We start from the raw sequence: 25,746 nt of genomic DNA on the forward strand, positions 1-25,746 counted from the left end.
CGCGCGGGTTCACAACGATCGCGCCCCGGCCGCTTCGCGCACGTGTGGAAGGACAGGGCATGACGATCAAGGACACCCCCGAGGAGTGGGAGATCCGGGCGACCCAGATTCCCTTCCGGGGCAACAAGACCTCCGTGCGCACCGACGACGTGGTCATGCCCGACGGCTCGGTGGCCCGCCGCGACTACCAGGTCCACCCCGGCTCGGTCGCCGTCCTCGCCCTGGACGAGGAGGACCGGGTGCTGCTGATCAACCAGTACCGCCACCCGGTGCGGCACAAGCTGTGGGAGATCCCGGCCGGCCTGCTCGACGTGCCGGGGGAGAACCCGCTGCACGCCGCCCAGCGCGAGCTGTACGAGGAGGCGCACGTCAAGGCCGAGGACTGGCGGGTGCTGACCGACGTGTACACCACGCCCGGCGGCTGCGACGAGGCCGTACGGATCTTCCTCGCCCGCGGCCTGTCCGACGCCGAGGGGGAGCGGTTCGCCGCGGAGCACGAGGAGACCGACATGGAGCACGCGCGCGTGCCGGTCGAGGAACTGGTGCGCCGGGTGCTGGCAGGCGACGTGCACAACAACTGCCTGGTCGTCGGCGTCCTGTCCCTGGTGGCCGCCCAGGCCGGCGACGGCCTCGACGCGCTCCGCCCGGCCGACGCCCCGTGGCCGGCCCGCCCCTTCCAGTCCTGACCGCGTCCCTTCCGTCCTGAACCGCGGCCGTTCGGCCCACTGGTGTGACGATCGCCCGATCCGATCAGGGGACGTTTCGGTCGCGCCCGTCACGGCACGTCGCAGAGCGTGAACTAGGCTCTGAAGGGCTCGTCCCGGAAGATCCGGCGGGCTTGCGTGAGGTGGGACGGGAGCGTGGCCCGTGACGGATCAGGCGGTGGACGCAGGCGGCGTACGACTCTCGGCGCAGGGCGGCGCGCACGACCATTTCCTGGGCCGCGTACGGGAGTTGAAGGAGCTGCGCGCGGACATCGAGCGCGCCGGGCTCGACACCCTCTCCGGCCGCAAGGCGCCACGCGCGCGCGTGCTGCTGATCGCGGGCCGCCCCGGCTCCGGCCGCACCGCCCTCGCCGAGGAACTCGTACGCCAGGTCGCCCACCGTTACCCCGACGGGGTGCTGCGGACCCGGCTCAGCGAGCCCGACGGCACCCCCGTCCCGCTCGGGCGCGCCGCCCGCGACCTGCTCACCGCGCTGAAGCTGCCGGCCCCCGCCGGCGCCGCCGAGGACGACCTGACCGAGGCGCTGCGCACCGCCCTCGCCGGCCGGCGCGCCGTGCTGCTCCTGGACGACGCGGCCGGCGCCGAGCAGGTCGACGCGCTGCTCCCCGAGGCCCCCGACTGCCTGGTGGTGGCCGTCTCCTCCGGCCCCCTCACGGGCATCGCCGACGTCCGCCCCTGCACCCTGGGCGGCCTGGACACCAAGTCAGCGGTGGAACTCCTCACCCGCTACGCCGGCAGCGTGCGCATCACGGTCGACCCGAGGTCCGCCGAGAGCCTGGCCGAGGCCTGCCAGGGCCATCCCGCCGCCCTGGTACTGGCCGGCGGCTGGCTCGCCGCCCGGCCCCAGGCCGCCGTGTCCGACCTCGCCAAGCGGCTGAACACCGACGACGGCACGGACGCCGCCCCGCCGGCCCGCCTCTTCCGGCACGTCCACGCCGACCTGGCCGCCCCGGCCGCCCGGATACTGCGCCTGCTCTGTCTCGCCCCGGCCGGCCTCGTCGACCCGCACACCGCCTCCGCCCTGGCCGGCTGCTCGGTCGACGCCGCCCGCGCCGCCCTGGACGACTTCGTCGCCCTCGGCCTGCTGCGCACGGTCGCCTCCCCGCTGCCCCAGTACGACGTCCCCGGCTGGCTGCACCCGCTGCTGCGCGCCCGCGCCGAGGCTGAGGAGCGGCCCGCGGAGCTGCAGCTGGCCCGCGCCCGGATGCTGGAGCGGACGGTACGGCTGCTGCAGGCCTGCCGGGCGATCACCGAGACGGACAGCCCGCAGGCCCGGGAGAAGCTGAACGCGATGCCCCGCGAGATCCGCTTCCCGAACCCCAGGGCCGCCGCCGACTGGCTGCGCGTCCGGCGCCCCGCGCTGCTGGCGTCCGCGCGGCTCGCGGTGGCCGACGGAGGGCTGGACAACCTCGCGAGACGGCTGATGTCCCAGCTGGTCAGGGCCATGGTGGCGCACGAGGGCACCCAGGCCGCGGCCGCCGACCTGTACGACGTGCACGGCCTCGTCCTGGACGTCGCCGAGCGGCAGGGACTGGCCCGGGAGCAGGCGGCGGCCCTGCTCAACCTGGGCGACGTGGACGCGCGGACCGGCCGTACCCGCGAGGCGCTGGCACGGTACCGGTCGGCTCTGGACGCCGGACGCAGAGCACATGACCCGTATGCGATCGGCCGCGCAATGGAATCCGTAGGTGCCGCCCACCAGGAGCTGGGGGACCACGACCGGGCCGCCGACTGGTTCGGCCGGGCGCTGGCCGAGCGGCTGGCCCGCGGCGAAGACGAGCAGGCCGCCCGGCTCTACGGCCGCATCGCCACCGCCCACACGCACGCGGGCCGCTACGGCGAGGCCCTCAGGAACTGGCGGGCCGCCGTCGCCGGCTACCGCAGGAGCGGCGATGCGGCCTCCCACGCGCGGGCGTTGAGCGAGCTGGCCCGCGTGCAGGAGCACGCGGGGCGGCCCGAGGAGGCGCTGCGCACCTGCCACGAGGCGGTGGAGTGCGCGCGCCGTGCCGACGACCCGGGACTGCACGCGGCGCTGCAGCTCCGGCTCGCCGACACCCTCGAGCACCTCGGCGACCCCACCGCCGCCCGTCTGCACCGCGTGGCGGCCGAGCGCATGCTGGCCGAAGAGGCTCCGGAGGACGAGACAGGCCCGGAACAGGACGCTAATGCCTGCGAAATCCGTAGTGCATCCAGCCAAGATTAATGCAATGAAAGGCTAGACAGCCGGAACACCTTCATTAAACTGGCTCTGCCGCACGTTCCTGCGGTGTCTCCCGGTATGCCCCCGCATGTCTGGGTACGTCTGTAAAGCACCCCCATACCCTCTGAGCCAAGGACCGTGATCGACGTGAAGGTCGGCATCCCCCGCGAGGTCAAGAACAACGAGTTCCGGGTGGCCATCACCCCCGCCGGTGTGCACGAGCTGGTGCGCAACGGACACCAGGTCGTCGTCGAGCGGGGCGCCGGCCTCGGTTCGTCGATCACGGACGAGGAGTACGCCTCCGCCGGTGCCGCCATCCTCGACACCGCCGACGAGGTGTGGGCCACCGCCGACCTGCTGCTGAAGGTCAAGGAGCCCATCGCGGAGGAGTACCACCGTCTCCGCAAGGACCAGATCCTCTTCACCTACCTGCACCTGGCCGCCTCCAAGGAGTGCACGGACGCGCTCATCGAGTCCGGCACCACGGCCATCGCCTACGAGACCGTCGAGCTGCCGAACCGCGCGCTGCCGCTGCTCGCCCCGATGTCCGAGGTCGCGGGCCGGCTGGCCCCGCAGGTCGGCGCCTACCACCTGATGCGCGCGGCCGGCGGCCGTGGCGTGCTGCCGGGCGGCGTCCCCGGTGTGACCCCGGCCAAGGCCGTCGTCATCGGCGGCGGCGTCTCCGGCTGGAACGCCACCCAGGTCGCCGTCGGCATGGGCTTCGACGTGACCCTGCTCGACCGCGACATCAACAAGCTGCGCGAGGCCGACAAGATCTTCGGCACGAAGGTCAAGGCGATCATGTCCAACTCCTTCGAGCTGGAGAAGGCCGTCCTCGACGCCGACCTCGTCATCGGCGCGGTCCTCATCCCCGGCGCCAAGGCCCCGAAGCTGGTCACCAACGAGCTGGTGGCCCGCATGAAGCCCGGAAGTGTCCTTGTCGACATCGCGATCGACCAGGGCGGCTGCTTCGAGGACTCCCACCCGACCACGCACGCCGAGCCGACCTTCCAGGTGCACAACTCGGTCTTCTACTGCGTCGCCAACATGCCCGGCGCGGTGCCCAACACCTCCACCAACGCCCTCACCAACGCGACGCTGCCCTACATCGTCTCCCTCGCCAACAACGGCTGGGTGGAGGCGCTGCGCCGTGACGCCGCGCTCGCCAAGGGTCTCAACACCCATGACGGCAAGGTCGTTTACAAGGAGGTCGCCGAGGCGCACGGCCTGGAGCACGTGGAGCTGGAGACTCTGCTCGGCTGACCCTCTGACCTGCCGAGTCGCTAAATCACCAGGGTGTGAAAGGCGATTCGTCAACACGTCTCGTCAACAGCGCGCACCCGGCCGGACCTTGCCCGACAAGGTCCGGCCGGATGTGTGTATGGTCACTTGGCGACTCTTGGTCAACTCGCCTCGAACGCAACCCTTCGACCGATTCGTACACCGGTGAAACCTGCTGTGCGACGGCCGTACGCCCTTGACAGCGAGATGTTTCATTGCCGACACATCCTGCCGGGTCCGGCGGATTGTGTTGCTGCGGACCGCCGACACGCCATAGAGTCGCCAACCGTCGGCATGGTGCCACGCTGACCTTGTCTAGAAGTTTCCTGGTCACCAAGGAGGTAAGACGACTTGTGAATGAGTCGACATTTTCTCCCGGGGGTGGTCAACCAGGAATGCCCGCACGGGGCCAGGGCCCCGCGGGATTCGAGGCTGTCGGCTCCGTAGCTGTGCGCACCTTCGCAGCCCACCAGAGTTCCGGTCCGCAGGCGGCCGGGACAGCACACCAGAGCATGGATGGCCATCACGTGAACGCCATGGCCGGCGACGGAAGTGGCGCGCCCCACAACCACTTCGCCGACTACGACGAACTGCCCGAGGGGCACTTCTACGACCCCGACGCCGAGTACGAGCCCGATCCCGAGTACGCGGCCACGCTCGCGCCCGACGCGGCCCGCCAGCGCCGCGAGCGCATCGGCCCGACCGGACGCCCGCTGCCGTACTTCCCGATCCCGGGCCCGCTGACCGACCACGGCCCCGCGAAGATCATCGCGATGTGCAACCAGAAGGGCGGCGTCGGCAAGACGACGTCGACCATCAACCTGGGCGCCGCGCTCGCGGAGTACGGCCGGCGTGTGCTGCTCGTGGACTTCGACCCGCAGGGCGCGCTGTCGGTGGGTCTCGGCGTCAACCCCATGGAACTCGACCTGACGGTCTACAACCTGCTCATGGAGCGGGGCATGTCCGCCGACGAGGTCCTGCTGAAGACGGCGGTCCCCAACATGGACCTGCTGCCCTCCAACATCGACCTGTCGGCGGCCGAGGTCCAGCTGGTCTCCGAGGTCGCCCGCGAGTCGACGCTGCAGCGCGCCCTGAAGCCGCTGATGCCCGACTACGACTACATCGTGATCGACTGCCAGCCCTCGCTCGGCCTGCTCACCGTGAATGCCCTGACGGCCGCTCACAAGGTGATCGTGCCGCTGGAGTGCGAGTTCTTCGCCCTGCGCGGTGTGGCCCTGCTGACCGAGACCATCGAGAAGGTCCAGGAGCGGCTCAACCCCGAGCTGGAACTGGACGGCATCCTCGCCACGATGTACGACTCGCGCACGGTCCACAGCCGTGAGGTCCTGGCGCGTGTGGTCGAGGCGTTCGACGACCACGTCTACCACACGGTCATCGGCCGCACGGTCCGCTTCCCGGAGACCACGGTCGCCGGCGAGCCGATCACCACCTACGCCTCCAACTCCGTCGGTGCCGCCGCCTATCGCCAGCTCGCCAGGGAGGTGCTCGCCCGGTGTCACGCCGAGTGAGTCTGCCCGGGGCCGACGAACTCTTCCGTACGACAGGAGGGATGGCGCTTCAGCCGTCGACTCCCCGGCGGGCGGCGGGCGGTGAGGCCCGGGTGCCGGCACCGGCGGGGGAGAGCGACGACGTGGCCGCCGCCGAGGACGCACCGCAGTCGGTGCCGGTCCAGGGCGGCGACGGCGAGGGCGCCGAACACGTCGCGGCGGAGGCCGAGCAGGACGGGGCAGGAGAGTCCCGCACCCGCCCGGCGCGGCGGCAGCCGGCGCAGGACGCCTCCGGCGCCCCCTCCGCCGCCGCGCAGCCGCGCAAGCGCGGGCGGGCGGCGGCACGGCGGCCCAGCGGACGCGAACGGCACGACGAGAAGATCACGGTCTATGTGTCGGCCGAGGAGCTGATGGACCTGGAGCACGCGCGTCTCGTGCTCCGCGGCGAGCACGGTCTCGCCGTCGACCGCGGGCGGATCGTCCGCGAGGCGGTGGCCGTGGTCCTGGCCGACCTGGAGTCCCGCGGGGACGCGAGCATCCTCGTACGGCGGCTGCGCGGGCGGTAGGGGTAGCCTGCGGGGGCCATGACCTCGAACGACCATCCCCTCCCCGGCGCCGGCGCCGGCCGTCGGCGTGCGCTGGGGCGGGGACCGGGCGCTCCGCGGGTCGAGCCGGCGGCCGCACCGGAGCCGGAACCCGAGGAGGTCGTTCCGGAGGTCGTCGCACCGGAGCCGGAGCCGGAAGAGGCGGTTCCGGAGGCCGTCGCACCGGAGCCGGAGTCGGCCCCCTCCGGGGACCAGCCGCCCTCCGACGGTGTCTTCAAGGTCCGCCTCGCCAACTTCGAGGGCCCCTTCGACCTGCTCCTGCAGCTGATCTCCAAGCACAAGCTGGACGTCACCGAAGTCGCTCTGTCCAAGGTCACCGACGAGTTCATGGCGCACATCCGGGCCATGGGACCCGACTGGGACCTGGACCAGACGACCGAGTTCCTCGTCGTCGCCGCCACCCTCCTCGACCTCAAGGCGGCCCGGCTGCTGCCCGCCGCCGAGGTGGAGGACGAGGCCGACCTGGCGCTGCTGGAGGCGCGGGACCTGCTGTTCGCGCGGCTGCTGCAGTACCGGGCGTACAAGCAGATCGCGGACATCTTCAGCGCCCGCCTCGACGACGAGGCCCGCCGGTGGCCCCGCACCGTCGGCCTGGAGCCGCACCACGCCGAGCTGCTGCCCGAGGTCGTCATCAGCATCGGCCCCGAGGGGTTCGCCAAGCTCGCCGTCAAGGCGATGCAGCCCAAGCCGAAGCCGCAGGTGTACGTCGACCACATCCACGCCCCGCTGGTCAGCGTGCAGGAGCAGGCCGGGATCGTGGTGGCCCGGCTGAAGGAGCTGGGCGAGGCCAGCTTCCGGGCGCTGATCGAGGACACCGAGGACACCCTGACCGTCGTGGCCCGGTTCCTCGCCCTGCTGGAGCTGTACCGCGAGAAGGCCGTCGCCCTGGAGCAGGAGGCCGCGCTCGGGGAACTGCTCGTGCGCTGGACCGGCGGCGACGCCGACACGGCGCCGATGGTCACCGACGAGTTCGACCGCCCGCCCGAGCGGCCCGAGGAGGAGAAGAAGGCATGAGCGAGACCACCGAGCTGCCCCCGGGGCTGCGGGGCGTCGCCGATCTCGGCCTCAAGCCCGCCCTGGAGGCGATGCTCATGGTCGTGGACGAGCCCGCGACCGAGGAGCACCTCGCCAGGCTGCTGGAGCGGCCGAGGCGGCAGGTCGCGGACGCGCTGCGGGAACTGGCCGACGAGTACACCGTGCAGGGGCGCGGCTTCGAGCTGCGGTTCGTGGCGGGCGGCTGGCGCTTCTACACCCGCGCCGAGTACGCGCCCGCCGTGGAGCGGCTCGTCCTGGACGGCCAGACCGCCCGGCTCACCCAGGCCGCGCTGGAGACCCTCGCGGTGGTCGCCTACCGCCAGCCCGTCAGCCGCAGCCGGGTCTCCGCGGTACGCGGAGTGAACTGCGACGGTGTCATGCGCACCCTCCTGCAGCGGGGTCTGGTCGAGGAGGCGGGCACGGAACCCGAAACAGGTGCGATCCTGTACAGGACGACGAACTACTTCCTGGAGCGGATGGGCCTGCGCGGCCTGGACGAGCTTCCGGAGCTCGCGCCCTTCCTCCCGGAGGCGGAGGCGATCGAGGCCGAGACCCAGGAAGGGGTTCCGTCGTTCGACCCGGACGCGCCCGACGCGCCCGGCGTAGAGGACGCAGACGACTAAGACGGAACTTTGATGCGAAGCAGCGGCAGCGGCAAGAGTGGCGGGCGCGGTAACTACCGCGGCGCCGGCAACAACCGGGACGAGCGGCAGGGGCAGGGCCGTCCCCGCAAGCCCCGCCCCGAGGAGCGCCGCTACGACGTGGGCCCCGGCGCCACCAAGGACGGCCCCAAGGCCGGGCGCGGCGGCGCGGCCCGCGGCGGCGCCAAGGGCGGCCCGAAGAAACCCCAGCAGCGCGGCCGTACGGCCCCGGCGCGCCCGCGCGAGTACGAGGCGCAGGTCGAGGAGCGCAACCGGCAGCGGTACGCCGGCAAGAAGGACGTCAGGCTGCCCAAGACCTTCCCCGGCGCCGAGCAGGAGGGCGAGCGGCTGCAGAAGGTCCTCGCCCGGGCCGGCTACGGCTCGCGGCGGGCCTGCGAGGAGCTGATCGAGCAGGCGCGGGTCGAGGTCAACGGCGAGATCGTGCTGGAGCAGGGCCGCCGGGTGGACCCGGAGAAGGACGAGATCAAGGTCGACGGCCTGACGGTCGCCACGCAGTCGTACCAGTTCTTCTCGCTGAACAAGCCCGCCGGCGTCGTCTCCACCATGGAGGACCCGGAGGGCCGCCAGTGCCTCGGCGACTACGTCACCAACCGCGAGACGAGGCTCTTCCACGTCGGCCGGCTGGACACCGAGACCGAGGGCGTCATCCTGCTCACCAACCACGGCGAGCTGGCGCACCGGCTCACCCACCCCCGGTACGGCGTGAAGAAGACCTATCTCGCGCACATCGTCGGCCCGATCCCGCGCGACCTCGGCAAGCGCCTGAAGGACGGCATCCAGCTGGAGGACGGGTACGCGCGCGCGGACCACTTCCGGGTCGTGGAGCAGACCGGCAAGAACTACCTGGTCGAGGTGACCCTGCACGAGGGCCGCAAGCACATCGTGCGGCGCATGCTGGCGGAGGCCGGCTTCCCCGTGGACAAGCTGGTCCGCACCGCCTTCGGCCCGATCACCCTCGGCGACCAGAAGTCGGGCTGGCTGCGGCGCCTGTCCAACACCGAGGTCGGCATGCTGATGAAGGAGGTCGACCTCTAGGCGGGCCTTCACAACGCCTTGCGTTGATCACCATCCCCCTTTATTGTCAGGGTGACGATAAAGGGGGATGATGATCCTATGTCCAAGCGCGCCGCCACCGGGGCACTCCTGGGCCTCGCCCTCGGGGACGCCCTCGGCTTCCCGACCGAGTTCAACGACGTGCCGCAGATCCTCGCCAAGTGCGGGCCCTGGCGGGAGATGGAGCTGCCGAAGCGCGCCTTCGTCTCCGACGACACCCAGATGACCCTCGCCGTCGGGCGCGCGCTCGGGACGGCCATGCAACGCGGGTATCTCGCCCCGAAGCGGCTGGAGCGGCCGCTGCGCGAGGAGTTCGTGGACTGGTACCACTCCCCGGACAACAACCGGGCCCCGGGCAACACCTGCCTGACCGCGTGCAGCCTGCTGAAGGAGGAGGGCCGGGCCTGGCAGGACGCCAGTCAGGCCGGCTCCAAGGGCTGCGGCGCCAACATGCGGGTCGCCCCCGTCGGACTCGTCCCCGGTCTGAGCGACGAACAGCGCGCCGGCGCCGCCCGGTTGCAGTCCGCGCTCACCCACGGCCACCCCACCGCGCTGGCCGCCTCCGAGCTCACCGCCCACGCCGTCCACCTGCTCGCCCAGGGCACCGACCCGGCCGGGCTGGTCGGGCGGCTGCGCTCCTACGCCCTCGACCACCGCACCGTCTACGACCACACCTGGCTCGGCGACCTGTGGACCCGCGCCCAGGACCCCAGCCCCGAGCATTTCGCCGCGCGCGGCTGGGACGAGTGCCTGGCCGTCCTCGACCGGCTCCAGGAGGCCGTGCGGACCGTCTCCCCGGAGACCGACCCGTGCCTGGCCACCGGCGCCGGATGGATCGCCGAGGAGGCCCTCGCCACGGGGCTGCTGTGCTTCCTGCTCTTCCCCGACGAGCCCGTCACCGCGCTGCGCCGGGCGGCCTGCTCCTCCGGCGACTCCGACTCCATCGCCTGTCTCACCGGCGCCTTCGCGGGCGCCTGGCTGGGCGCCGACGCCTGGCCCGCCGACTGGGCCGAGCGGATCGAGTACCGGGGCGACCTGTTGGCGCTGGGAGCGCTCTGGGACGCTTAGGCCCATGATCGACGACCTCGACATCGACCTGAGGCCCGTGGTCGCGGAACAGCCCGACCCCCTGCTGTTCGCGACCGTCTCCGGAGCCCATCTTTACGGCTTCCCCTCGCAGGACTCGGACGTGGACCTGCGCGGCGTCCACCTGCTCCCGGCGGCCGACCTCGTCGGGCTGCGCGAGCCGGAGGAGACCCGCTCCCGGGCCTGGGTGCGCTACGGCGTCGAACTGGACCTCGTCACCCACGACCTGCGCAAGTTCGTACGGCTGCTGCTCCGCCGCAACGGCCATGTGCTGGAGCAGCTGCTCTCGCCGCTGGTCGTGCACACCGGTGAGGCCCACCGCGAGCTGGCCGCGCTCGCCCCCGGCGTCCTCTCCAGCCACCACGCCCACCACTACCGGGGCTTCGCGGTGACCCAGTGGCGGCTGTTCGAGAAGACCGGCGAACTCAAGCCGCTGCTCTACACGTTCCGGGTGCTGCTCACCGGCATCCACCTCATGCGCAGCGGCGACGTGCAGGCCCATCTGCCCACCCTGCTGGACACGGTCGGCGCTCCCGCGTACGTGCCCGAGCTGATAGCCGCCAAGCGCGAACGGGAGCACGGCGCCGCCGACGTCGACCACGCGCGCGTGGAGGCCGACGTGGAGCGCCTGCACGCCGTGCTCGACGAGGCGCAGGCGGCATCGCCCCTCCCCGACGCGCCCAGCGCCCACGACGCCCTGCACGACTTCGTGATCCGGGTCCGCCTGGAGAGCTGACCGCCGTGTGGTCGCGTCCCGGGGTCTCGGGCCGCAAGCCCGGAGCGTACGACGTTCCCTCACGTCAGTTTGATCGAACTTCCCTGCACCTTGATCGACTTCGGGGGGAGCGGCCGGGTCGCCGGGCCGTGCGCCACCGAGCCGTCGGCGATGCGGAACCTGCTGCCGTGGCAGGGGCAGTCGATGGTGCCGTTCGCGACTTTGCTCACCGTGCAGCCCTGGTGGGTGCAGATCGCCGAGAAGGCCTTGAAGTCGCCCTTCTTCGGCTGCGTGACGACGACCTTCCGGTCCTTGAAGACCTTGCCGCCGCCCTCCGGGATGTCACTGGTCTTCCCCAGATCCCCGCCGCTCTTGACGCCGCTGCCGCTCTCCGTGGTGCTGCCGCCGCCGCTCTTGTTGCTGCCGCATGCCGCGACGGGCACGGCGAGCGCCACCGCCGCACCCGTCACCAGAACCGTGCGCCGCCTCACATCCTCGGTCACTGCCGCCTCCGTACATCAGTCGATATCTGCAGAAATCGATGCAAAGGACTCTCCGTATCGTCTCAGCGATCGGGCGCCGCGCATCTCGGGCGCGCGGGCTGACTACGCTTGACGAACCAGGAACAGATCCGCATGTCAGCAGGGAGCAGCGCCGTGACGGTACGAGCGGTCCGGGGGGCCGTCCAACTCGAACGGGACGAGGCCGAGCACATGGACGAGCAGGTCGGCGCCCTGATCACCGCCGTCCTGGAGCGCAACGGGCTGGGCACCGACGACCTGATCAGCATCTGGTTCACCGCCACCCCCGACCTGCACAGCGACTTCCCGGCGGCCGCCGCCCGCAAGCTCGGCATCGTCGACGTCCCCCTGATCTGCGCCCAGGAACTGGACATCGAGGGCGCCATGCCCCGCGTCGTACGGCTCCTCGCGCACATCGAGTCGGACCGGCCCCGCTCCGAGATCAACCACGTCTACCTGGGCGCCGCGGCCGCCCTGCGCAAGGACATCGCCCAGTGAGAACCGCCCTCGTCATCGGCACCGGCCTGATCGGCACCTCCGCCGCCCTGGCCCTGACGCAGCGCGGGGTCACCGTCCACCTCGCCGACCACGACCCCGAGCAGGCCCGTACGGCCGCCGCGCTGGGCGCCGGAACCGACGAGGCGCCCGGGGGCCCGGTCGACCTGGCGATCGTGGCCGCCCCGCCGGCCCATGTCGCCGGCGTCCTCGCCGACGCCATGCGCCGGGGGCTGGCCCGCGGCTACGCCGACGTGGCCAGCGTCAAGGGCGGCCCGCGCCGCGAGCTGGAGGCGCTCGGCCTGGACCTGTCGGCGTACATCGGCACCCACCCCATGTCCGGGCGGGAGAAGTCCGGCCCGCTGGCCGCGACCGGCGACCTCTTCGAGGGCCGTCCCTGGGTGCTCACCCCGACCCGGGACACCGACACCGAGGTGCTGAACCTCGCCCTGGAGCTGGTCTCGCACTGCAGGGCGGTGCCGGTCGTCATGGACGCCGACGCCCACGACCGCGCCGTCGCCCTCGTCTCCCACATGCCCCACCTGGTGTCCAGCATGGTCGCGGCCCGCCTGGAGCACGCCGAGGAGGCCGCCGTACGGCTGTGCGGGCAGGGCATCCGGGACGTGACCCGGATCGCCGCCTCCGACCCGCGCATGTGGATCGACATCCTCTCCGCGAACCCGGGTCCGGTCGCCGACCTGCTCTCCGACGTCGCCGCCGACCTCGGCGAGACCGTCGAGGCCCTGCGTGCCCTGCAGTCCTCCGACGAGGCCAAGCGGCGCGAGGGCAGCGCCGGCATCGAGGACGTGCTGCGCCGCGGGAACGCGGGCCAGGTGCGGGTACCCGGCAAGCACGGGTCCGCGCCGCGCGTGTACGAGACCGTCGCCGTCCTCATCGACGACCAGCCCGGCCAGCTGGCCCGCATCTTCGCCGACGCGGGACGGGCCGGGGTCAACATCGAGGACGTGCGGATCGAGCACGCCACCGGGCAGCAGGCGGGTCTGGTGCAGCTCATGGTCGAGCCGAAGGCGGCGCCGGTGCTGACGGAGGCGCTGCGGGAGCGGGGCTGGGCGCTGCGGCAGTAGGGCGCCCGGCGAGCGGGGCAGGCGCTGCGGCCGTGGGGCGCCCGGTGACGCGGGCGCATGCGTCCGGACGAGTGACCCGTACCCAGTAACCTTGTGCAGGGCGCTCTCGCCCCTCGCACCCGCCCGCACCGCACCAGGAAGGTGTCCCTCCGTGGAAAACGGCGCCGCCCCGTCCGCCAAGCCCGTGATCGTCGCGATCGACGGTCCCTCCGGCACGGGCAAGTCGAGCACGTCGAAGGCCGTCGCCGCGCAGCTCGGCCTGAGCTACCTGGACACCGGCGCCCAGTACCGGGCGATCACCTGGTGGATGGTGAACAACGGCATCGACCTGGAGGACCCGTCCGCCATCGCCGCCGTCGCGGGCAAGCCGGAGATCGTCTCCGGCACCGACCCGGCCAACCCGACCATCACGGTCGACGGCGTGGACGTGGCCGGCCCGATCCGCACCCAGGAGGTCACCTCCAAGGTCAGCGCGGTCAGCGCGGTGCCCGAGGTGCGCTCCCGGATCACCGAGCTGCAGCGCTCGATCGCCGCCGGCGCCGCGCGGGGCATCGTGGTCGAGGGCCGTGACATCGGTACGACGGTCCTGCCGGACGCCGACCTGAAGATCTTCCTCACCGCGTCCCCCGAGGCCCGTGCGGCCCGCCGCAACGGCGAGCTGAAGGGCGCCGACCTGCACGCCACCCGCGAGGCGCTGATCAAGCGGGACGCGGCCGACTCCTCCCGCAAGACCTCGCCCCTGGCCAAGGCCGACGACGCGGTCGAGGTGGACACCACCGAGCTCACCCTCGCCCAGGTCATCGAGTGCGTCGTCACCCTGGTCGAGGAGAAGCGGGCCGGGAAGTGAGCCTGCCTTCCGCCAGGGGCGCCGACGTCGGGCGGCGCATCGGCGTCGGCCTGATGCACGGGCTGTTCCGGCCGCGCGTGCTCGGCGCCTGGAAGGTGCCCGCCACCGGCCCGGTGATCTTCGCCGTCAACCACTCCCACAACATCGACGGCCCGATGGTCATGGGCGTGGCGCCCCGGCCGACGCACTTCCTGATCAAGAAGGAGGCGTTCGTCGGCCCCCTGGACCCCTTCCTGACCGGCATCGGCCAGCTGAAGGTGGACCGCTCGTCCGCCGACCGCGCCGCGATCAGCCAGGCACTGGGCGTGCTTCAGGCCGGGGGAGTGCTGGGCATCTTCCCGGAGGGCACCCGGGGCGAGGGCGACTTCGCCTCGCTGCGCGCCGGGCTCGCCTACTTCGCGGTCCGCAGCGGGGCGCCGATCGTGCCCGTCGCGGTCCTGGGAAGCGCGGAGCGGTCCGGACGGTTGATAAAGGCACTGCCCCCGCTGCGCTCGCGCATCGACGTGGTCTTCGGCGACCCCTTCGACGCGGGTGACCGCAGCGGACGGCGTACCCGCGCGGCGCTGGACGAGGCGACCGAGCGCATCCAGAAGCAGCTCACCAGCCACCTGGAAAACGCCAGGCGCCTCACCGGGCGTCAGGCGACACTTGAGTAGTGGATCAGCCCATGCGGGGCTTTTCCACCGATCACCACGAATGAACGACGAGGTACGGACTTCATGAACGACGACATCCAGCCCGGCGACTCGGCTGAGCACGAGTACGACCACGGGGCTCTCGGCGACGCCGAGTACGCGGAGTTCATGGAGCTCGCCGCGGAAGAGGGCTTCGACATCGAGGACGTCGAGGGCGCCATCGAGGCGGCGGGCCACGGCCCGCTGCCCGTGCTCGCCGTCGTCGGCCGCCCCAATGTCGGCAAGTCGACCCTGGTCAACCGGATCATCGGCCGCCGCGAGGCGGTCGTCGAGGACCGGCCGGGCGTCACCCGCGACCGCGTCACCTACGAGGCCGAGTGGGCCGGCCGCCGCTTCAAGGTCGTCGACACCGGCGGCTGGGAGCAGGACGTCCTCGGCATCGACGCCTCCGTGGCCGCGCAGGCCGAGTACGCGATCGAGGCGGCCGACGCGGTCGTCTTCGTCGTGGACGCCAAGGTCGGCGCGACCGACACCGACGAGGCGGTGGTCCGGCTGCTGCGCAAGGCAGGCAAGCCGGTCGTGCTGTGCGCCAACAAGGTCGACGGGCCGAGCGGCGAGGCGGACGCGGCCTACCTGTGGAGCCTCGGCCTCGGCGAGCCGCACCCCGTCTCCGCGCTGCACGGCCGCGGCACCGGCGACATGCTCGACGCCGTCCTGGAGGTGCTGCCGGACGCGCCGCGCGAGACCTTCGGCGGCACCGGCATCGGCGGCCCGCGCCGCATCGCCCTGATCGGCCGGCCGAACGTCGGCAAGTCCTCGCTGCTGAACAAGGTGGCCGGCGAGGAGCGCGTCGTCGTCAACGAACTGGCGGGCACCACCCGCGACCCGGTCGACGAGATCATCGAACTCGGCGGCAAGACCTGGAAGTTCGTGGACACCGCGGGCATCCGCAAGCGCGTCCACCTCCAGCAGGGCGCCGACTACTACGCCTCCCTGCGCACGGCCGCCGCCGTGGAGAAGGCCGAGGTCGCGGTCGTCCTGATCGACGCCTCCGAGTCCATCTCGGTGCAGGACCAGCGGATCATCACCATGGCCGTCGAGGCGGGCCGCGCGCTGGTCATCGCCTACAACAAGTGGGACACCCTCGACGAGGAGCGCCGCTACTACCTGGAGCGGGAGATCGAGACCGAGCTGGGCCAGGTCTCCTGGGCCCCGCGGGTGAACGTCTCGGCGCGCACCGGCCGGCACATGGAGAAGCTGGTCCCGGCGATCGAGACCGCCCTCGCCGGCTGGGAGACCCGCGTCCCCACCGGCCGGCTCAACGCCTTCCTCGGCGAGCTGGTCTCGGCCCACCCGCACCCGATCCGGGGCGGCAAGCAGCCGCGCATCCTCTTCGGCACCCAGGCCGGCACCAAGCCCCCGCGGTTCGTCCTGTTCGCCTCCGGCTTCATCGAGGCGGGCTACCGGCGCTTCATCGAGCGCCGCCTGCGCGAGGAGTTCGGCTTCGAGGGCACCCCGATCCACATCTCGGTGCGGGTGCGCGAGAAGCGCGGCGCGAAGAAGAAGTGACGCCGGTACGAGTGAAGGGCGGCGCCTGGTCCTCCAGGAGCCGCCCTTCACGCCGTATGCCGGTCACGCTCCCCGGCGCGGTCCCGGCGGCAGCGCCGCCGGGACGTGCTGCATCCCGGTGTCCTGCTGCCGCCCCAGCGTGCCGACCCGCTGCCACTGCGACTGCGACTGCTGCCGCGCGCTGTAGGCCCCCGCGCTGTAGGCGCTGTACGAGCTGCTGAACGAGCCCGCCCGGTGCCCGCCGTAGCCCCCCGTGCGGTCCGGGAGGTGCCCGAAGGGGCAGAACCGCAGCCCCTCCTCCCCGCTGCGGTCGCCCGGCAGTGTGCGGAAGCTCTTGACCCACTCGGCGTAGAGCGAGTCGTAGATCGGCGTGGCCGAGCCTCCACCACCCCCGTCCTGCGCCAACCGGGCGGAGGGAACAGAGACGAAGGCGGACCGGCGGGGCGGGGAGGTGTCGTATGCGTGCACGTATGTCCAAACGAGCAGATCCCCGAAGAGATGCGGTTCTGTTACTTTCCAGGGCCGCGGGGCCGGGTGGATGCGCGACCCGGCCGTCCGGGCGCTCGGACGGAAGGGCTCACGTGCCCGCGAGAGGCAGCGCCGCCGCCACCAGCCTTCCGTTCGCCGCCGCCTTGTCGAGGGACTCCCGTAGCAGGTCCTCCCGCGGCTGACGCCCGATCGACCCCACCGGCGCCGCGAACAGCAGCACCTGCTGGTGCTTGTTGGCGGCGGCCCGCCAGCTGTCCGTCACCTGCAGCGGCTGGTGCGCCTGCCACCAGGCGACCGGCCGGCCCCCGTGCGCCGAGGGCTGCAGCACCGCGTGCAGCTGCCCCACGGCGAGCAGCACTGACCAGCCGTGCAGCACCGGCGGCACGGACGTCAGCGCGGTCACCGGCATGAACCCCTGCTCGATGAGCAGCGCAAGGAACTCGTCGCCGGGCCCGGTGGAGCCCGGCCGGACGATCGGGGAGGTCGGCTCGACGACGAGCGCGGGGTGCAACTCGCCCTCGACCAGGACGAGTCCGCTGGTCACGCCGAGCACCGCCTGCTCGGGCACGGCCCGCCGCGGCTCGGCCGCGGCGGCGGAGCCCGAGCCGTCGGCGACGCCGCCGATGGAGCGGACGGCGCCCTGCAACTGCTCCTCGGTGACCTGGACGACCTGCGAGGGCAGGCAGCTGGCATGGGCGAAGGCGAGGACGGCGGTCTCGTCGCCGACGAACAGAACGGTGCTGGTGCGCTCCTGCTCGGAGTCGCCCGGGGTGCGGCAGGACGTGCAGTCGTAACTGCCCGGGGCGTTCTCTCCGGCGAGCAGCCGGTCGGCTTCTTCGTCGCCGATCTCGGCGCGTACGGCGTCGCTGACGTCGAGCATGCGCGGCACGGTGGCTCCCTCGGGATGTGGTGCTGGGTCGGCCGGGTGGCTCCCGGCCGCTGAGTCCCGGGGTTCCGGGCTCATGAAGAAGACAACGGACGTCCTGTGGTGGGAGTCACGCCCCACGGGCGACCTGTTCGAACCAACCGGCGCACACGGTCACCGGAACTCCGGAATCCGCTACTCACGGTCAACTCGTCGCTGTGTCAAGGAACTTGAAGAGGTGAAGTGGGTCACAGATCGCTGCGGCCGTTGGTCGAAAAATCCGGAAATCAGGGAATGTAGTGGGTGGCTGAAAATCGCCGATACCGGCGGTAACGGGCAACTGGCCTCGAATGACGGGGTGTTGGTTGATTCCGGCGGCTCGTCCTCCCTACATTCCTCCGCCGTGTGCAACGAGCACCGCTCGGGTACGTCCGACGCCCGGCACCGGCACAGCACCATCGCCGGCACCGGTCACGCGGACGGGGCGGGCACGAGGAACCGCGGTCCTGCGCGGCGACGCGTGCTCCGCCTGGGGGAGCCCGGGTTCGTGGAGAGGGAATTACATGTCCGAGTGTGCCGATACCACCCGCAGCACCGCCCGTCCCGAGGGCGCCCGCAAGGGCCGTACGACCGCCGCGCTGGCCGGAGCCGCGCTGCTCGCCCCGCTGGGACTGCTCGCCGCCACCGGCAACGCCGCCGCGGCGGACAACGGAGTGTGGGACCGCATCGCCCAGTGCGAGAGCGGCGGCAACTGGCACATCAACACCGGCAACGGCTACTACGGCGGGCTCCAGTTCTCCGCCGGCACCTGGCGCGCGTACGGCGGCACCGCTTACGCCCCGACGGCCGACCAGGCCTCCCGCCAGGCGCAGATCGCCGTCGCCGCCAAGGTCCAGCAGGCCCAGGGCTGGGGCGCCTGGCCGGTCTGCTCGGCCCGCGCCGGAGCCTCCGGCGCGGCCCCGGCGGCCGCGACCACCGGTACGAGCGTCGACAAGGGCAGCGTGACGACGAAGTCCGCTCCGGCGAAGACCCCGCAGCGTCCGACGGGCCACACCAACCGGAGCGAGTCCCGCGGCACGGGTGACTACACCGTCCGCGAGGGCGACACCCTGAGCACCATCGCCCTCCGGCACGGCACCACCTGGCAGCGGATCTACGCCGCCAACAAGAAGGTCATCGGTGACGACCCGAACCTGATCGTGCCCGGCCAGCGTCTCGCGCTCTGACCGCCGGCACCCGCGCGAAACAGCCGCTGCCCCTTGAGGACAGCGGCTGTCCGCGTTCCCCGACAGACCCCACCGCATGGCGGACACCGCGGCACGTCTGCCGCGCCCGCTCCTCCGGGCCCACCACCGGGGGCACCGCCCACGCCCTCGAGGCAGCGGGGGAGCCCCGCCGTCACCGCGCGCACCGTCCGCCGGTCGTGGACCGGGTGATCGGGCCCGCCGCGCTGACGGAGGAGATCAGGTGGATCCGGGACCGGCTCGGCGCGGCTCCGGCTCGGGCCGCGGCTCCGGCGCCTTCTGCGCGTACTCCGGGTGGTGCAGGTCGAACGCCGGGGACTCGCTGCGGATCCGGGGCAGGGTGACGAAGTTGTGCCGGGGCGGCGGGCAGGAGGTCGCCCACTCCAGGGAGCGGCCGTAGCCCCAGGGGTCGTCGGTCTCGACCTTCTCGCCGTACCGGGCGGTCTTCCAGACGTTGTAGAGGAACGGCAGCGTCGACAGGCCCAGCAGGAACGCGCCGATCGACGACACCGTGTTGAGCGCGGTGAAGCCGTCGGCCGCCAGATAGTCCGCGTACCGGCGGGGCATGCCCTCGGCGCCCAGCCAGTGCTGCACCAGGAACGTGGTGTGGAAGCCGGCGAACAGGGTCCAGAACTGGATCTTCCCGAGCCGCTCGTCGAGCATCTTCCCGGTGAACTTGGGCCACCAGAAGTAGAAGCCGCCGAACACCGCGAAGACGACCGTGCCGAAGACGACGTAGTGGAAGTGCGCGACGACGAAGTACGAGTCCGTGACGTGGAAGTCCAGCGGCGGGGACGCCAGGATCACCCCGGTCAGACCGCCGAACAGGAACGTCACCAGGAAGCCCATCGCCCACAGCATCGGCGTCTCGAAGGACAGCGAGCCGTTGATCATCGTGCCGGTCCAGTTGAAGAACTTCACCCCCGTCGGCACCGCGATCAGGAACGACATGAAGGAGAAGAACGGCAGCAGCACCGCGCCGGTCGCGAACATGTGGTGCGCCCACACCACCACCGACAGCCCGGTGATCGCCATGGTGGCGGCGACCAGCGTCAGATAGCCGAAGACCGGCTTGCGGCTGAAGACCGGGATGATCTCCGTGATGATCCCGAAGAACGGCAGCGCGATGATGTAGACCTCGGGATGCCCGAAGAACCAGAACAGGTGCTGCCACAGCAGCGCCCCGCCGTTCGCCGCCTCGAACACCTGCGAGCCGAACCGCCGGTCCGCCTCCAGCACCAGCAGCGCCGCCGCCAGCACCGGGAACGCCAGTAGGATCAGGATCGACGTGAACAGCGTGTTCCAGGTGAAGACCGGCATCCGGAACATCGTCATGCCCGGCGCCCGCATCCCGATGATCGTGGTGATGAAGTTGACCGCGCCGAGGATCGTCCCGAAGCCGGACAGCGCGAGACCCATGATCCACAGGTCCGGGCCGATGCCGGGGGAGTGCACCGCGTTGTTCAGCGGCGCGTAGGCGGACCAGCCGAAGTCGGCCGGGCCGTCGGGGGTGAGCAGCGAGCCCAGCACGATCAGCCCGCCGAACGCGAACAGCCAGTACGACAGCATGTTCAGCCGTGGGAACGCCACGTCCGGCGCGCCGATCTGCAACGGCATCAGTTCGTTGGCGAAGCCCGCGAAGCTCGGCGTCGCGAAGAGCAGCAGCATGATCGTGCCGTGCAGCGTGAAGAGCTGGTTGTACTCCTCGTTGCCCATGATCTGCAGCCCCGGCCGGGCCAGTTCCGCGCGCATCAGCAGCGCCATGACGCCGCCGGCCAGGAAGAAGCCGAACGCCGTGATCAGGTACAGGTGCCCGATCTTCTTGTGGTCGGTGGTGGTGAGCCAGTCGACCACCACCCGGCCGGCCCGCTTCGAGCCGTGCCCCCGCCCTGCCGTCGCCCCTACGGTCTCGGTCCCCATCGCTCGCCGCCCCTCCGCATCGCCGCGCCCGGGCCCGCCGACCCGCGTACCCGCGGGCAGCCGCCATGATGCTCCGGGCTCACCCGCTCCGACAGGGGGGCGTACGCGCAGATGTGCTGAATCCGTGAAAATTCCTATGCCGCGTCAGGTGCCCTCGCATCACCGCCGGATTGCGCGGGTAATCGCATCCGCAGATCCGTCCCCGGCGCGGTCGCGGAACTTTCCGCGGGGCAATTCGACGGGTCGCTCCGGCGTGCGTGAATTCTGTCCGATAACCGCAGCGGGCCGCCCGGAAACCCCCGTACGTGTGACCGGGTTCGGGGGAATCGAAGGCCGGGAAGCTGTGACAGAAGTGTGACGGGAGCCGGATACGGCTCTTACCTGGCGCTGCGCGGTAGCGTGGCGGCATGGCATCGATTCCCACTCCGCCAGCGGAGCCCCAGGACAGTCCGGAAGGGTACGTCGGCCTGGATGCCGAGAACGCAGAGCGGCTGGCCCGGCAACGGGGGTGGTCGACGGTGCGGTCGCTGCCGCCGGGCGCGATCATCACCATGGAGTACCGGGTGGGGCGGCTGAACTTCGAGGTGCGGGACGGCGTGGTGGCCCGTGCGTGGAAGGGCTGAGGGCCGCCACCGGGCACCCCGCGCACACGGCGAAGGCCCCGCTCCCTCTTCCGGGAGCGGGGCCTTCGCCGTGTGCGCGGGCCGTCGTGCGTACCGGGCCCGCTGCAGGCCGGGGTGGTCAGCCGCCCGTCAGCGGGCGGGCCGGCTGCCCCTGCCCGCGGGGCAGGCGGTGGTCGGTGTGCGGGGGGCGGCGGCTGCCGGCCGGCGTGACCGGGGTGCGCTCCGCGCGGGTCGTGTGCGGTCCCGGGGCCAGGTGCGCCGGGGCTCTGGCGGCGCGGGCCGAGGCGACCGGTTCGCGCACCGTAGCGGGCTGCTCCGCCGGCCCGCCGCGCGGCCTGAGCACCACCGGGGTGACGGGGACGGCCGGTTCGGGCACGGGCCGGCTGCGGCGGGCGCGCCAGCGGTCGCGCAGGTCGAACAGCCCCACCTCGGCCCGGGCGATCAGCGGCTCGAACCACGGCAGGGCGAGCAGGATCAGCAGGCCGGCGGCCCAGCCCAGCAGCACGTCGCTCAGCCAGTGCGTACCGAGGTAGACGGTGGTGAGGCCGACGCCGAGCGAGGTGATCGCGGACAGCGCCGACAGCCAGCGGCGCGCTCGCGGGGTGGAGGCCAGATAGGCCAGGATGCCCCAGGTCACGACCGCGTTGGCGGTGTGGCCGCTGGGGAATATATCGCCGCCCAGGCCCATCTCGTTCGAGCCGATCACGGTCGCGTAGTGCGGACCGAGGCGCCCCATGCCGTACTTGGCGGCGCCGACCGTGATGTTCAGCAGCAGCAGCGAGGTGGCCAGGGTGAGCAGCGGGCGCAGCGTGTGCTGCCGCCAGGAGCGCCAGCCGAGCCAGGCCGCGACCATCACCGCGGTGGGGCCGCGCTGACCGAGCACCACGTAGTAGTCGAGGAAGGCGTGGATCTGCGGCCACTGCTGGTACGGCCGGAAGAACATGACCTGCCAGTCGAGCCGGACCAGCCAGGACGTGATGACCACGGCCCACACGATCGCGAGGTAGAAAGCCAGGGTCGCGGTGAACAGCACGACCCGGTGCCGGCTCATCCTCGGCACATCGATGTGGGCCGGTCGTTCCGGCTCACGGTCGAGTCTGGCGAACACCCGGTCCAGACGCCGGGTGAGGTTTCGTTCGGTACGCACCCAATCGACGTTACAGCGAGTGAGGTGTGGTCCCGGTCGAAACAGCGGCTTTGTGATGACGATGTGATGTGGGAAACCTCTCAAGGGCGGCCCGAATTCCGGTGATTCCGCAATCCTGTGAGCGGGTTCCCTGCAATTCCTTTGATCATGCCGGGTGTTGTTTATATCGCGCTTATGAATGCGTTAACCCGGTCCTGGGGTGGAATTCTCCGGAGCGTCATCGGCCGGCCGGGGCGGTCACGGGGGACCGGAACCGTTCAGCCAGAACGCTCCGTAGACCGCCGCGGCGACCGCCAGTACGGCCGTGACCAGCGCGGATCGGGACGTGCGCAGCCGGGCGAGGGCGCCGGCGAGCGGCAGCAGCACGGGGAAGGCGGGCATCAGCAGCCGCGGTTTGGAACCGAAGTAGCTCGACGCGCACAGGGCGAGCGCGAGGACGACACCCGTGTACACCAGCAGTTCGACCGGCTGGCGCCGGCGGACGCCGGCCAGGTACAGCCACAGCAGCAGGGCGACGCCCGTGACCAGCCCTATGCCGGCGAACGCGGACGGAATCGACGTGAACTTGTCGGCCACGAAGCGCGCGAAGGCGTAACCGCCGTCGAACCCGTTGCGCCAGCCGGCCTGGACGTCCAGATATCCGAGCGGTCCCTTCCCGGTCCGCTGTCCGACCCAGAGCACGTAACCGGCGGCCCCCAGGGGCGCGATGAGCATGCCGAGCGCACGCCGCCAGGGCGGGGCCTGTGGGGCCGCTGTTGACCAGGAGGTCGAAGTGGCCCCTGAGGGCGGGGGTGTGTCCACCATGCACTCCAGCGTGCGCACCGATGCGCGCAGACCGTCGGACGCGCCCGGCTCGCGCGCTGGGGCGTGTGCGGTGCCCTGCGCGCTGGGCGTGCGCATCCCCCTCCGGTCTCGCCCGTACGACAGCAGGCCCGACACCCACACCGCCGCGACCACCGCGACCCCGACGGGGCGGGTCAGCCCCGCCAGCGCCGCCAGGGCGCCGGCGGTGATCCACCGGCCGGTCAGCAGCGCGTACAGCGACCAGGCCGCCAGCGCCGTGAACAGCGACTCGCTGTACGCCATCGACTGCACGACCCCGACCGGCAGCACCGCCCACAGCAGCACGGCGCAGAGCCCCGTCCGGGGCCCGTACACGCGCTCGGCGACGGCGAAGATCCCGCAGGCCGCGGCGAGCGAGGCGAGCAGGCTCACGGCGAAACCCGCGTCCGCGTACGACAGCGGCGTCAGGGCGTGCAGCGACCGCTCCAGCCACGGCAGCAGCGGAAAGAACGCGAGGTTGGAGTGCACGTCGCCGTTCGGCAGCCGTACCTCGTAGCCGTACCCCAGCTCGGCGACCCGCGTGTACCAGAGCGCGTCCCAGCGCGCGGTCAGCAGGGTGTACGCGCTCTTGCCGCGCGCGGCGCTCCACAGCACCAGCACCACGAGCCCCAGGGCCCGCACCGCCGCGTAGCCCAGCAGGGCCGGGGCGGCGCGCCGCAGGAGAGGGGCGTGGGGCCTGGCCACGCGCGTGTCAAGATCGGTCACGCACCCGATTATCGACGGGCGGCGGAACCGGACCGGCCGCCGGGGCGTGGTCGGGAGGGGCCGACGTGGCGTACGCCACACGGGTTCCGTCCTGCGTGTGAGAGGTCCGCCACGTACCCCTGTCACGGACTCGCGTACGCTGACGAGTCACCCGCGCCGGGTTGCGCGGGCCGGAGACCCCGCTCCTCTCCGGCCGTACGACAGGGAGTCCCCACCCCGTCGGTCCGCCCCGCGTGAGGCACATCTGGGAGGTACGTACATGTCCGGGACGACCACGGCTGCCGTACGGCCACGCCGTAGGACGGCCGGGCCCGGTGCGAACCGCTGGGTCGTCCTCGTCGTCCTCTGCGTCAGCCTGCTGCTCGTCGCCCTCGACGCGACCGTGCTGCACGTGGCGGTCCCCGCCGTCGCCGAGGACCTCAGGCCCAGCGGCATAGAGCTGCTGTGGATCGTGGACGTCTATCCGCTGGTCTGCGCCTCGCTGCTGATCCTCTTCGGCACCCTCGGCGACCGGGTCGGGCGCAGACGCGTCCTGCTGCTCGGTTACGGCCTGTTCGGCGTCGCCTCGGCGGTGGCCGCCCTCGCGCAGACCCCCGGGGCGCTGATCCTGGCCCGTGCGCTGCTCGGCGTCGGCGGCGCCATGATCATGCCGGCGACGCTGTCGATCCTGCGCCAGGTCTTCCCCGACCGGCGGGAGCGGGCGCTCGCGATCGGCATCTGGAGCGCGGTGGCCGCCGTCGGCGCGGCCGTCGGCCCGCTGCTCGGCGGCTTCCTGCTGGAGCACTTCTGGTGGGGCGCGGTCTTCCTCGTCAACATCCCGCTGATGCTGGTCAGCCTGCCGGTGGGCCGGATCCTGCTGCCCGAGTCGTACGGCGACCGGGACGGCCCCTGGGACGTCGTCGGCGCCCTGACGGCGGCCGGCGGTCTCTTCGGTGTCGTGCTCGGCGTGAAGCGGCTGGGCGGCGGTGAGGCGCCGGCGAGCCCCTTCACCGTGCTGCCGCTGCTGGCCGGCACGGCCCTCCTCGTCCTGTTCGTACGGCGGCAACGGCGGCTCGCGCACCCGCTGGTGGACCTGCGGATGTTCCGCCGGCCCGGGTTCAGCACCGCGGTGGGCTGCATCGTGCTGGCGATGCTCGCGCTCGTCGGCCTGGAGCTGATCGCCGCCCAGTACCTGCAGCTGGTGCTCGGGCTCTCCCCGCTCGAGACCGGTCTGCGGCTGCTGCCGCTGACCGTCGCGGCGATGGCGGCGGGCCTGGCGGGCGCGCGGATGCTGCGCCGCTTCGGGCCGCGCCGGATGGTGTGCTTCGGCTTCTGCCTCACCGCCGCCGCGGTGCTGATGCTCACCGCGATGGGCGCCGCCGACGACGCGCCGCTGCTGCTGTCCGGTTTCGTGCTGCTCGGCTTCGGTCTGGAGACCACGCTCTTCGGGGCGTACGAGTCGATGCTCAGCGAGTGCCCGGCCGACCAGGCCGGCGGCGGGGCCGCGATCGGCGAGACGTCGTACCAGCTCGGCGCCGGCATCGGCATCGCGCTGCTGGGCAGCGTGATGAACGCCGCCTACGCGCCGCATCTGCGCCAGGTGCCCGGCGTTCCCCGGGACGCCTCCCGGGCGGCCGGTCACTCGCTCGGCGAGGCCTACGAGGTCGCCGGACGGCTGGGCGGACCCACCGGCGAGGCGCTGCGCCGGGTCGCGCGGGACGCCTTCGTGCACGGGCTGCATGTGACGCTGCTGGTGAGCGCGGGCCTGTTGCTGCTGGGCGGGCTGATGGCGCTGCGGCTGCCGCGGGTCATGCAGTGCGCGGAGCCGCCGGCGGCGGTGGAGCTGCCCGCGCCGAGGGAAGTGGAAGCGGCCGAGCCGAGGGTCTCGGCCTGACGCACTGGACGTGCG

At 72.1% G+C, this 25,746-nt stretch carries 24 protein-coding genes; 18 read left to right on the top strand and 6 right to left on the bottom strand.

Going from position 1 to position 25,746, the window contains the following annotated elements:
- The first annotated feature begins 59 nt into the window (after positions 1–59).
- From OG956_RS28675 to OG956_RS28720, 10 genes are all read left to right on the top strand, one after another.
- Positions 60–686 carry an NUDIX hydrolase gene (locus tag OG956_RS28675; RefSeq protein WP_330340896.1) on the top strand — a complete coding sequence of 209 codons (627 nt, stop codon included), beginning with the start codon at positions 60–62 and terminating at the stop codon, positions 684–686.
- A 181-nt stretch (positions 687–867) separates the two neighbouring features.
- Entirely contained in the window at positions 868–2,928 is a 2,061-nt protein-coding gene (locus OG956_RS28680; protein ID WP_330340897.1) for a tetratricopeptide repeat protein, read from the top strand.
- A 144-nt stretch (positions 2,929–3,072) separates the two neighbouring features.
- Positions 3,073–4,188: an alanine dehydrogenase gene (ald, locus tag OG956_RS28685; RefSeq protein ID WP_330342975.1), complete on the top strand. Its 1,116-nt coding sequence runs from the start codon at positions 3,073–3,075 to the stop codon at positions 4,186–4,188.
- 413 nt (positions 4,189–4,601) lie between these two features.
- The gene (locus OG956_RS28690) at positions 4,602–5,735 is read left to right on the top strand and encodes a ParA family protein (protein WP_330340898.1); all 1,134 of its coding nucleotides are present in this window, start codon (positions 4,602–4,604) and stop codon (positions 5,733–5,735) included.
- Positions 5,720–6,280 (top strand): hypothetical protein, encoded by a 561-nt coding sequence (locus OG956_RS28695; RefSeq protein ID WP_330340899.1) that lies wholly within the window; start codon positions 5,720–5,722, stop codon positions 6,278–6,280. The genes OG956_RS28690 and OG956_RS28695 overlap by 16 nt, the downstream gene beginning before the upstream one ends.
- An 18-nt stretch (positions 6,281–6,298) precedes the next feature.
- Positions 6,299–7,333 carry a segregation and condensation protein A gene (locus OG956_RS28700; protein WP_330340900.1) on the top strand — a complete coding sequence of 345 codons (1,035 nt, stop codon included), beginning with the start codon at positions 6,299–6,301 and terminating at the stop codon, positions 7,331–7,333.
- Entirely contained in the window at positions 7,330–7,977 is a 648-nt protein-coding gene (gene scpB, locus OG956_RS28705) for an SMC-Scp complex subunit ScpB (RefSeq protein ID WP_330340901.1), read from the top strand. Before OG956_RS28700 ends, scpB begins: the two co-directional genes overlap by 4 nt.
- Before the next feature lie 12 nt (positions 7,978–7,989).
- Positions 7,990–9,051, top strand: a complete 1,062-nt coding sequence (locus OG956_RS28710) for a pseudouridine synthase (protein ID WP_330340902.1) — start codon at positions 7,990–7,992, stop codon at positions 9,049–9,051.
- A gap of 78 nt (positions 9,052–9,129) precedes the next feature.
- On the top strand, positions 9,130–10,137 hold the full coding sequence (locus tag OG956_RS28715) for an ADP-ribosylglycohydrolase family protein (protein WP_330340903.1): 1,008 nt from the start codon (positions 9,130–9,132) through the stop codon (positions 10,135–10,137).
- A gap of 4 nt (positions 10,138–10,141) precedes the next feature.
- On the top strand, positions 10,142–10,891 hold the full coding sequence (locus OG956_RS28720; protein ID WP_330340904.1) for a nucleotidyltransferase domain-containing protein: 750 nt from the start codon (positions 10,142–10,144) through the stop codon (positions 10,889–10,891).
- Positions 10,892–10,950: 59 nt separating this feature from the next.
- Here OG956_RS28720 and OG956_RS28725 read toward each other — a convergent pair whose 3' ends face one another.
- Entirely contained in the window at positions 10,951–11,373 is a 423-nt protein-coding gene (locus tag OG956_RS28725; RefSeq protein WP_330340905.1) for a Rieske (2Fe-2S) protein, read from the bottom strand.
- Positions 11,374–11,526: 153 nt separating this feature from the next.
- Here OG956_RS28725 and aroH point away from each other — a divergent pair, with 153 nt between their 5' ends.
- From aroH to der, 5 genes are all read left to right on the top strand, one after another.
- Entirely contained in the window at positions 11,527–11,889 is a 363-nt protein-coding gene (gene aroH / locus OG956_RS28730; RefSeq protein ID WP_330340906.1) for a chorismate mutase, read from the top strand.
- Entirely contained in the window at positions 11,886–12,971 is a 1,086-nt protein-coding gene (locus OG956_RS28735) for a prephenate dehydrogenase (protein WP_330340907.1), read from the top strand. The genes aroH and OG956_RS28735 overlap by 4 nt, the downstream gene beginning before the upstream one ends.
- 151 nt (positions 12,972–13,122) lie before the next feature.
- The gene (gene cmk / locus OG956_RS28740) at positions 13,123–13,818 is read left to right on the top strand and encodes a (d)CMP kinase (RefSeq protein ID WP_330340908.1); all 696 of its coding nucleotides are present in this window, start codon (positions 13,123–13,125) and stop codon (positions 13,816–13,818) included.
- A gap of 53 nt (positions 13,819–13,871) precedes the next feature.
- On the top strand, positions 13,872–14,474 hold the full coding sequence (locus OG956_RS28745; protein ID WP_330342976.1) for a lysophospholipid acyltransferase family protein: 603 nt from the start codon (positions 13,872–13,874) through the stop codon (positions 14,472–14,474).
- Between the two features lie 63 nt (positions 14,475–14,537).
- Positions 14,538–16,022 (top strand): ribosome biogenesis GTPase Der, encoded by a 1,485-nt coding sequence (der, locus tag OG956_RS28750; RefSeq protein WP_330340909.1) that lies wholly within the window; start codon positions 14,538–14,540, stop codon positions 16,020–16,022.
- A 63-nt stretch (positions 16,023–16,085) separates the two neighbouring features.
- Here the strand turns inward: der and OG956_RS28755 are convergent, their stop codons facing one another.
- Entirely contained in the window at positions 16,086–16,490 is a 405-nt protein-coding gene (locus tag OG956_RS28755) for a hypothetical protein (RefSeq protein ID WP_330340910.1), read from the bottom strand.
- A 109-nt stretch (positions 16,491–16,599) separates the two neighbouring features.
- Positions 16,600–17,400, bottom strand: a complete 801-nt coding sequence (locus OG956_RS28760; protein WP_330340911.1) for a hypothetical protein — start codon at positions 17,398–17,400, stop codon at positions 16,600–16,602.
- 539 nt (positions 17,401–17,939) lie between these two features.
- Here OG956_RS28760 and OG956_RS28765 point away from each other — a divergent pair.
- The gene (locus tag OG956_RS28765; RefSeq protein ID WP_330340912.1) at positions 17,940–18,602 is read left to right on the top strand and encodes a transglycosylase family protein; all 663 of its coding nucleotides are present in this window, start codon (positions 17,940–17,942) and stop codon (positions 18,600–18,602) included.
- A gap of 237 nt (positions 18,603–18,839) precedes the next feature.
- On the opposite strand, the gene ctaD is transcribed toward OG956_RS28765, so the two are convergent.
- On the bottom strand, positions 18,840–20,540 hold the full coding sequence (gene ctaD / locus OG956_RS28770) for an aa3-type cytochrome oxidase subunit I (RefSeq protein WP_330340913.1): 1,701 nt from the start codon (positions 20,538–20,540) through the stop codon (positions 18,840–18,842).
- A gap of 407 nt (positions 20,541–20,947) precedes the next feature.
- On the opposite strand from ctaD, the gene OG956_RS28775 reads away from it, so the two are divergent.
- A complete protein-coding gene (locus OG956_RS28775) occupies positions 20,948–21,163 on the top strand; it encodes an I78 family peptidase inhibitor (protein ID WP_330340914.1) in 216 nt (71 codons plus the stop codon).
- 118 nt (positions 21,164–21,281) lie between these two features.
- Here OG956_RS28775 and OG956_RS28780 read toward each other — a convergent pair whose 3' ends face one another.
- Entirely contained in the window at positions 21,282–22,310 is a 1,029-nt protein-coding gene (locus tag OG956_RS28780) for a phosphatase PAP2 family protein (RefSeq protein WP_330340915.1), read from the bottom strand.
- Positions 22,311–22,547: 237 nt separating this feature from the next.
- On the bottom strand, positions 22,548–23,858 hold the full coding sequence (locus OG956_RS28785) for a glycosyltransferase family 39 protein (protein WP_330340916.1): 1,311 nt from the start codon (positions 23,856–23,858) through the stop codon (positions 22,548–22,550).
- Positions 23,859–24,117: 259 nt separating this feature from the next.
- On the opposite strand from OG956_RS28785, the gene OG956_RS28790 reads away from it, so the two are divergent.
- Positions 24,118–25,731 carry an MFS transporter gene (locus OG956_RS28790; protein WP_330340917.1) on the top strand — a complete coding sequence of 538 codons (1,614 nt, stop codon included), beginning with the start codon at positions 24,118–24,120 and terminating at the stop codon, positions 25,729–25,731.
- The last annotated feature ends 15 nt before the right edge of the window (positions 25,732–25,746 follow it).

Source organism: Streptomyces sp. NBC_00557 (assembly GCF_036345995.1).
Lineage (GTDB): Bacteria > Actinomycetota > Actinomycetes > Streptomycetales > Streptomycetaceae > Streptomyces.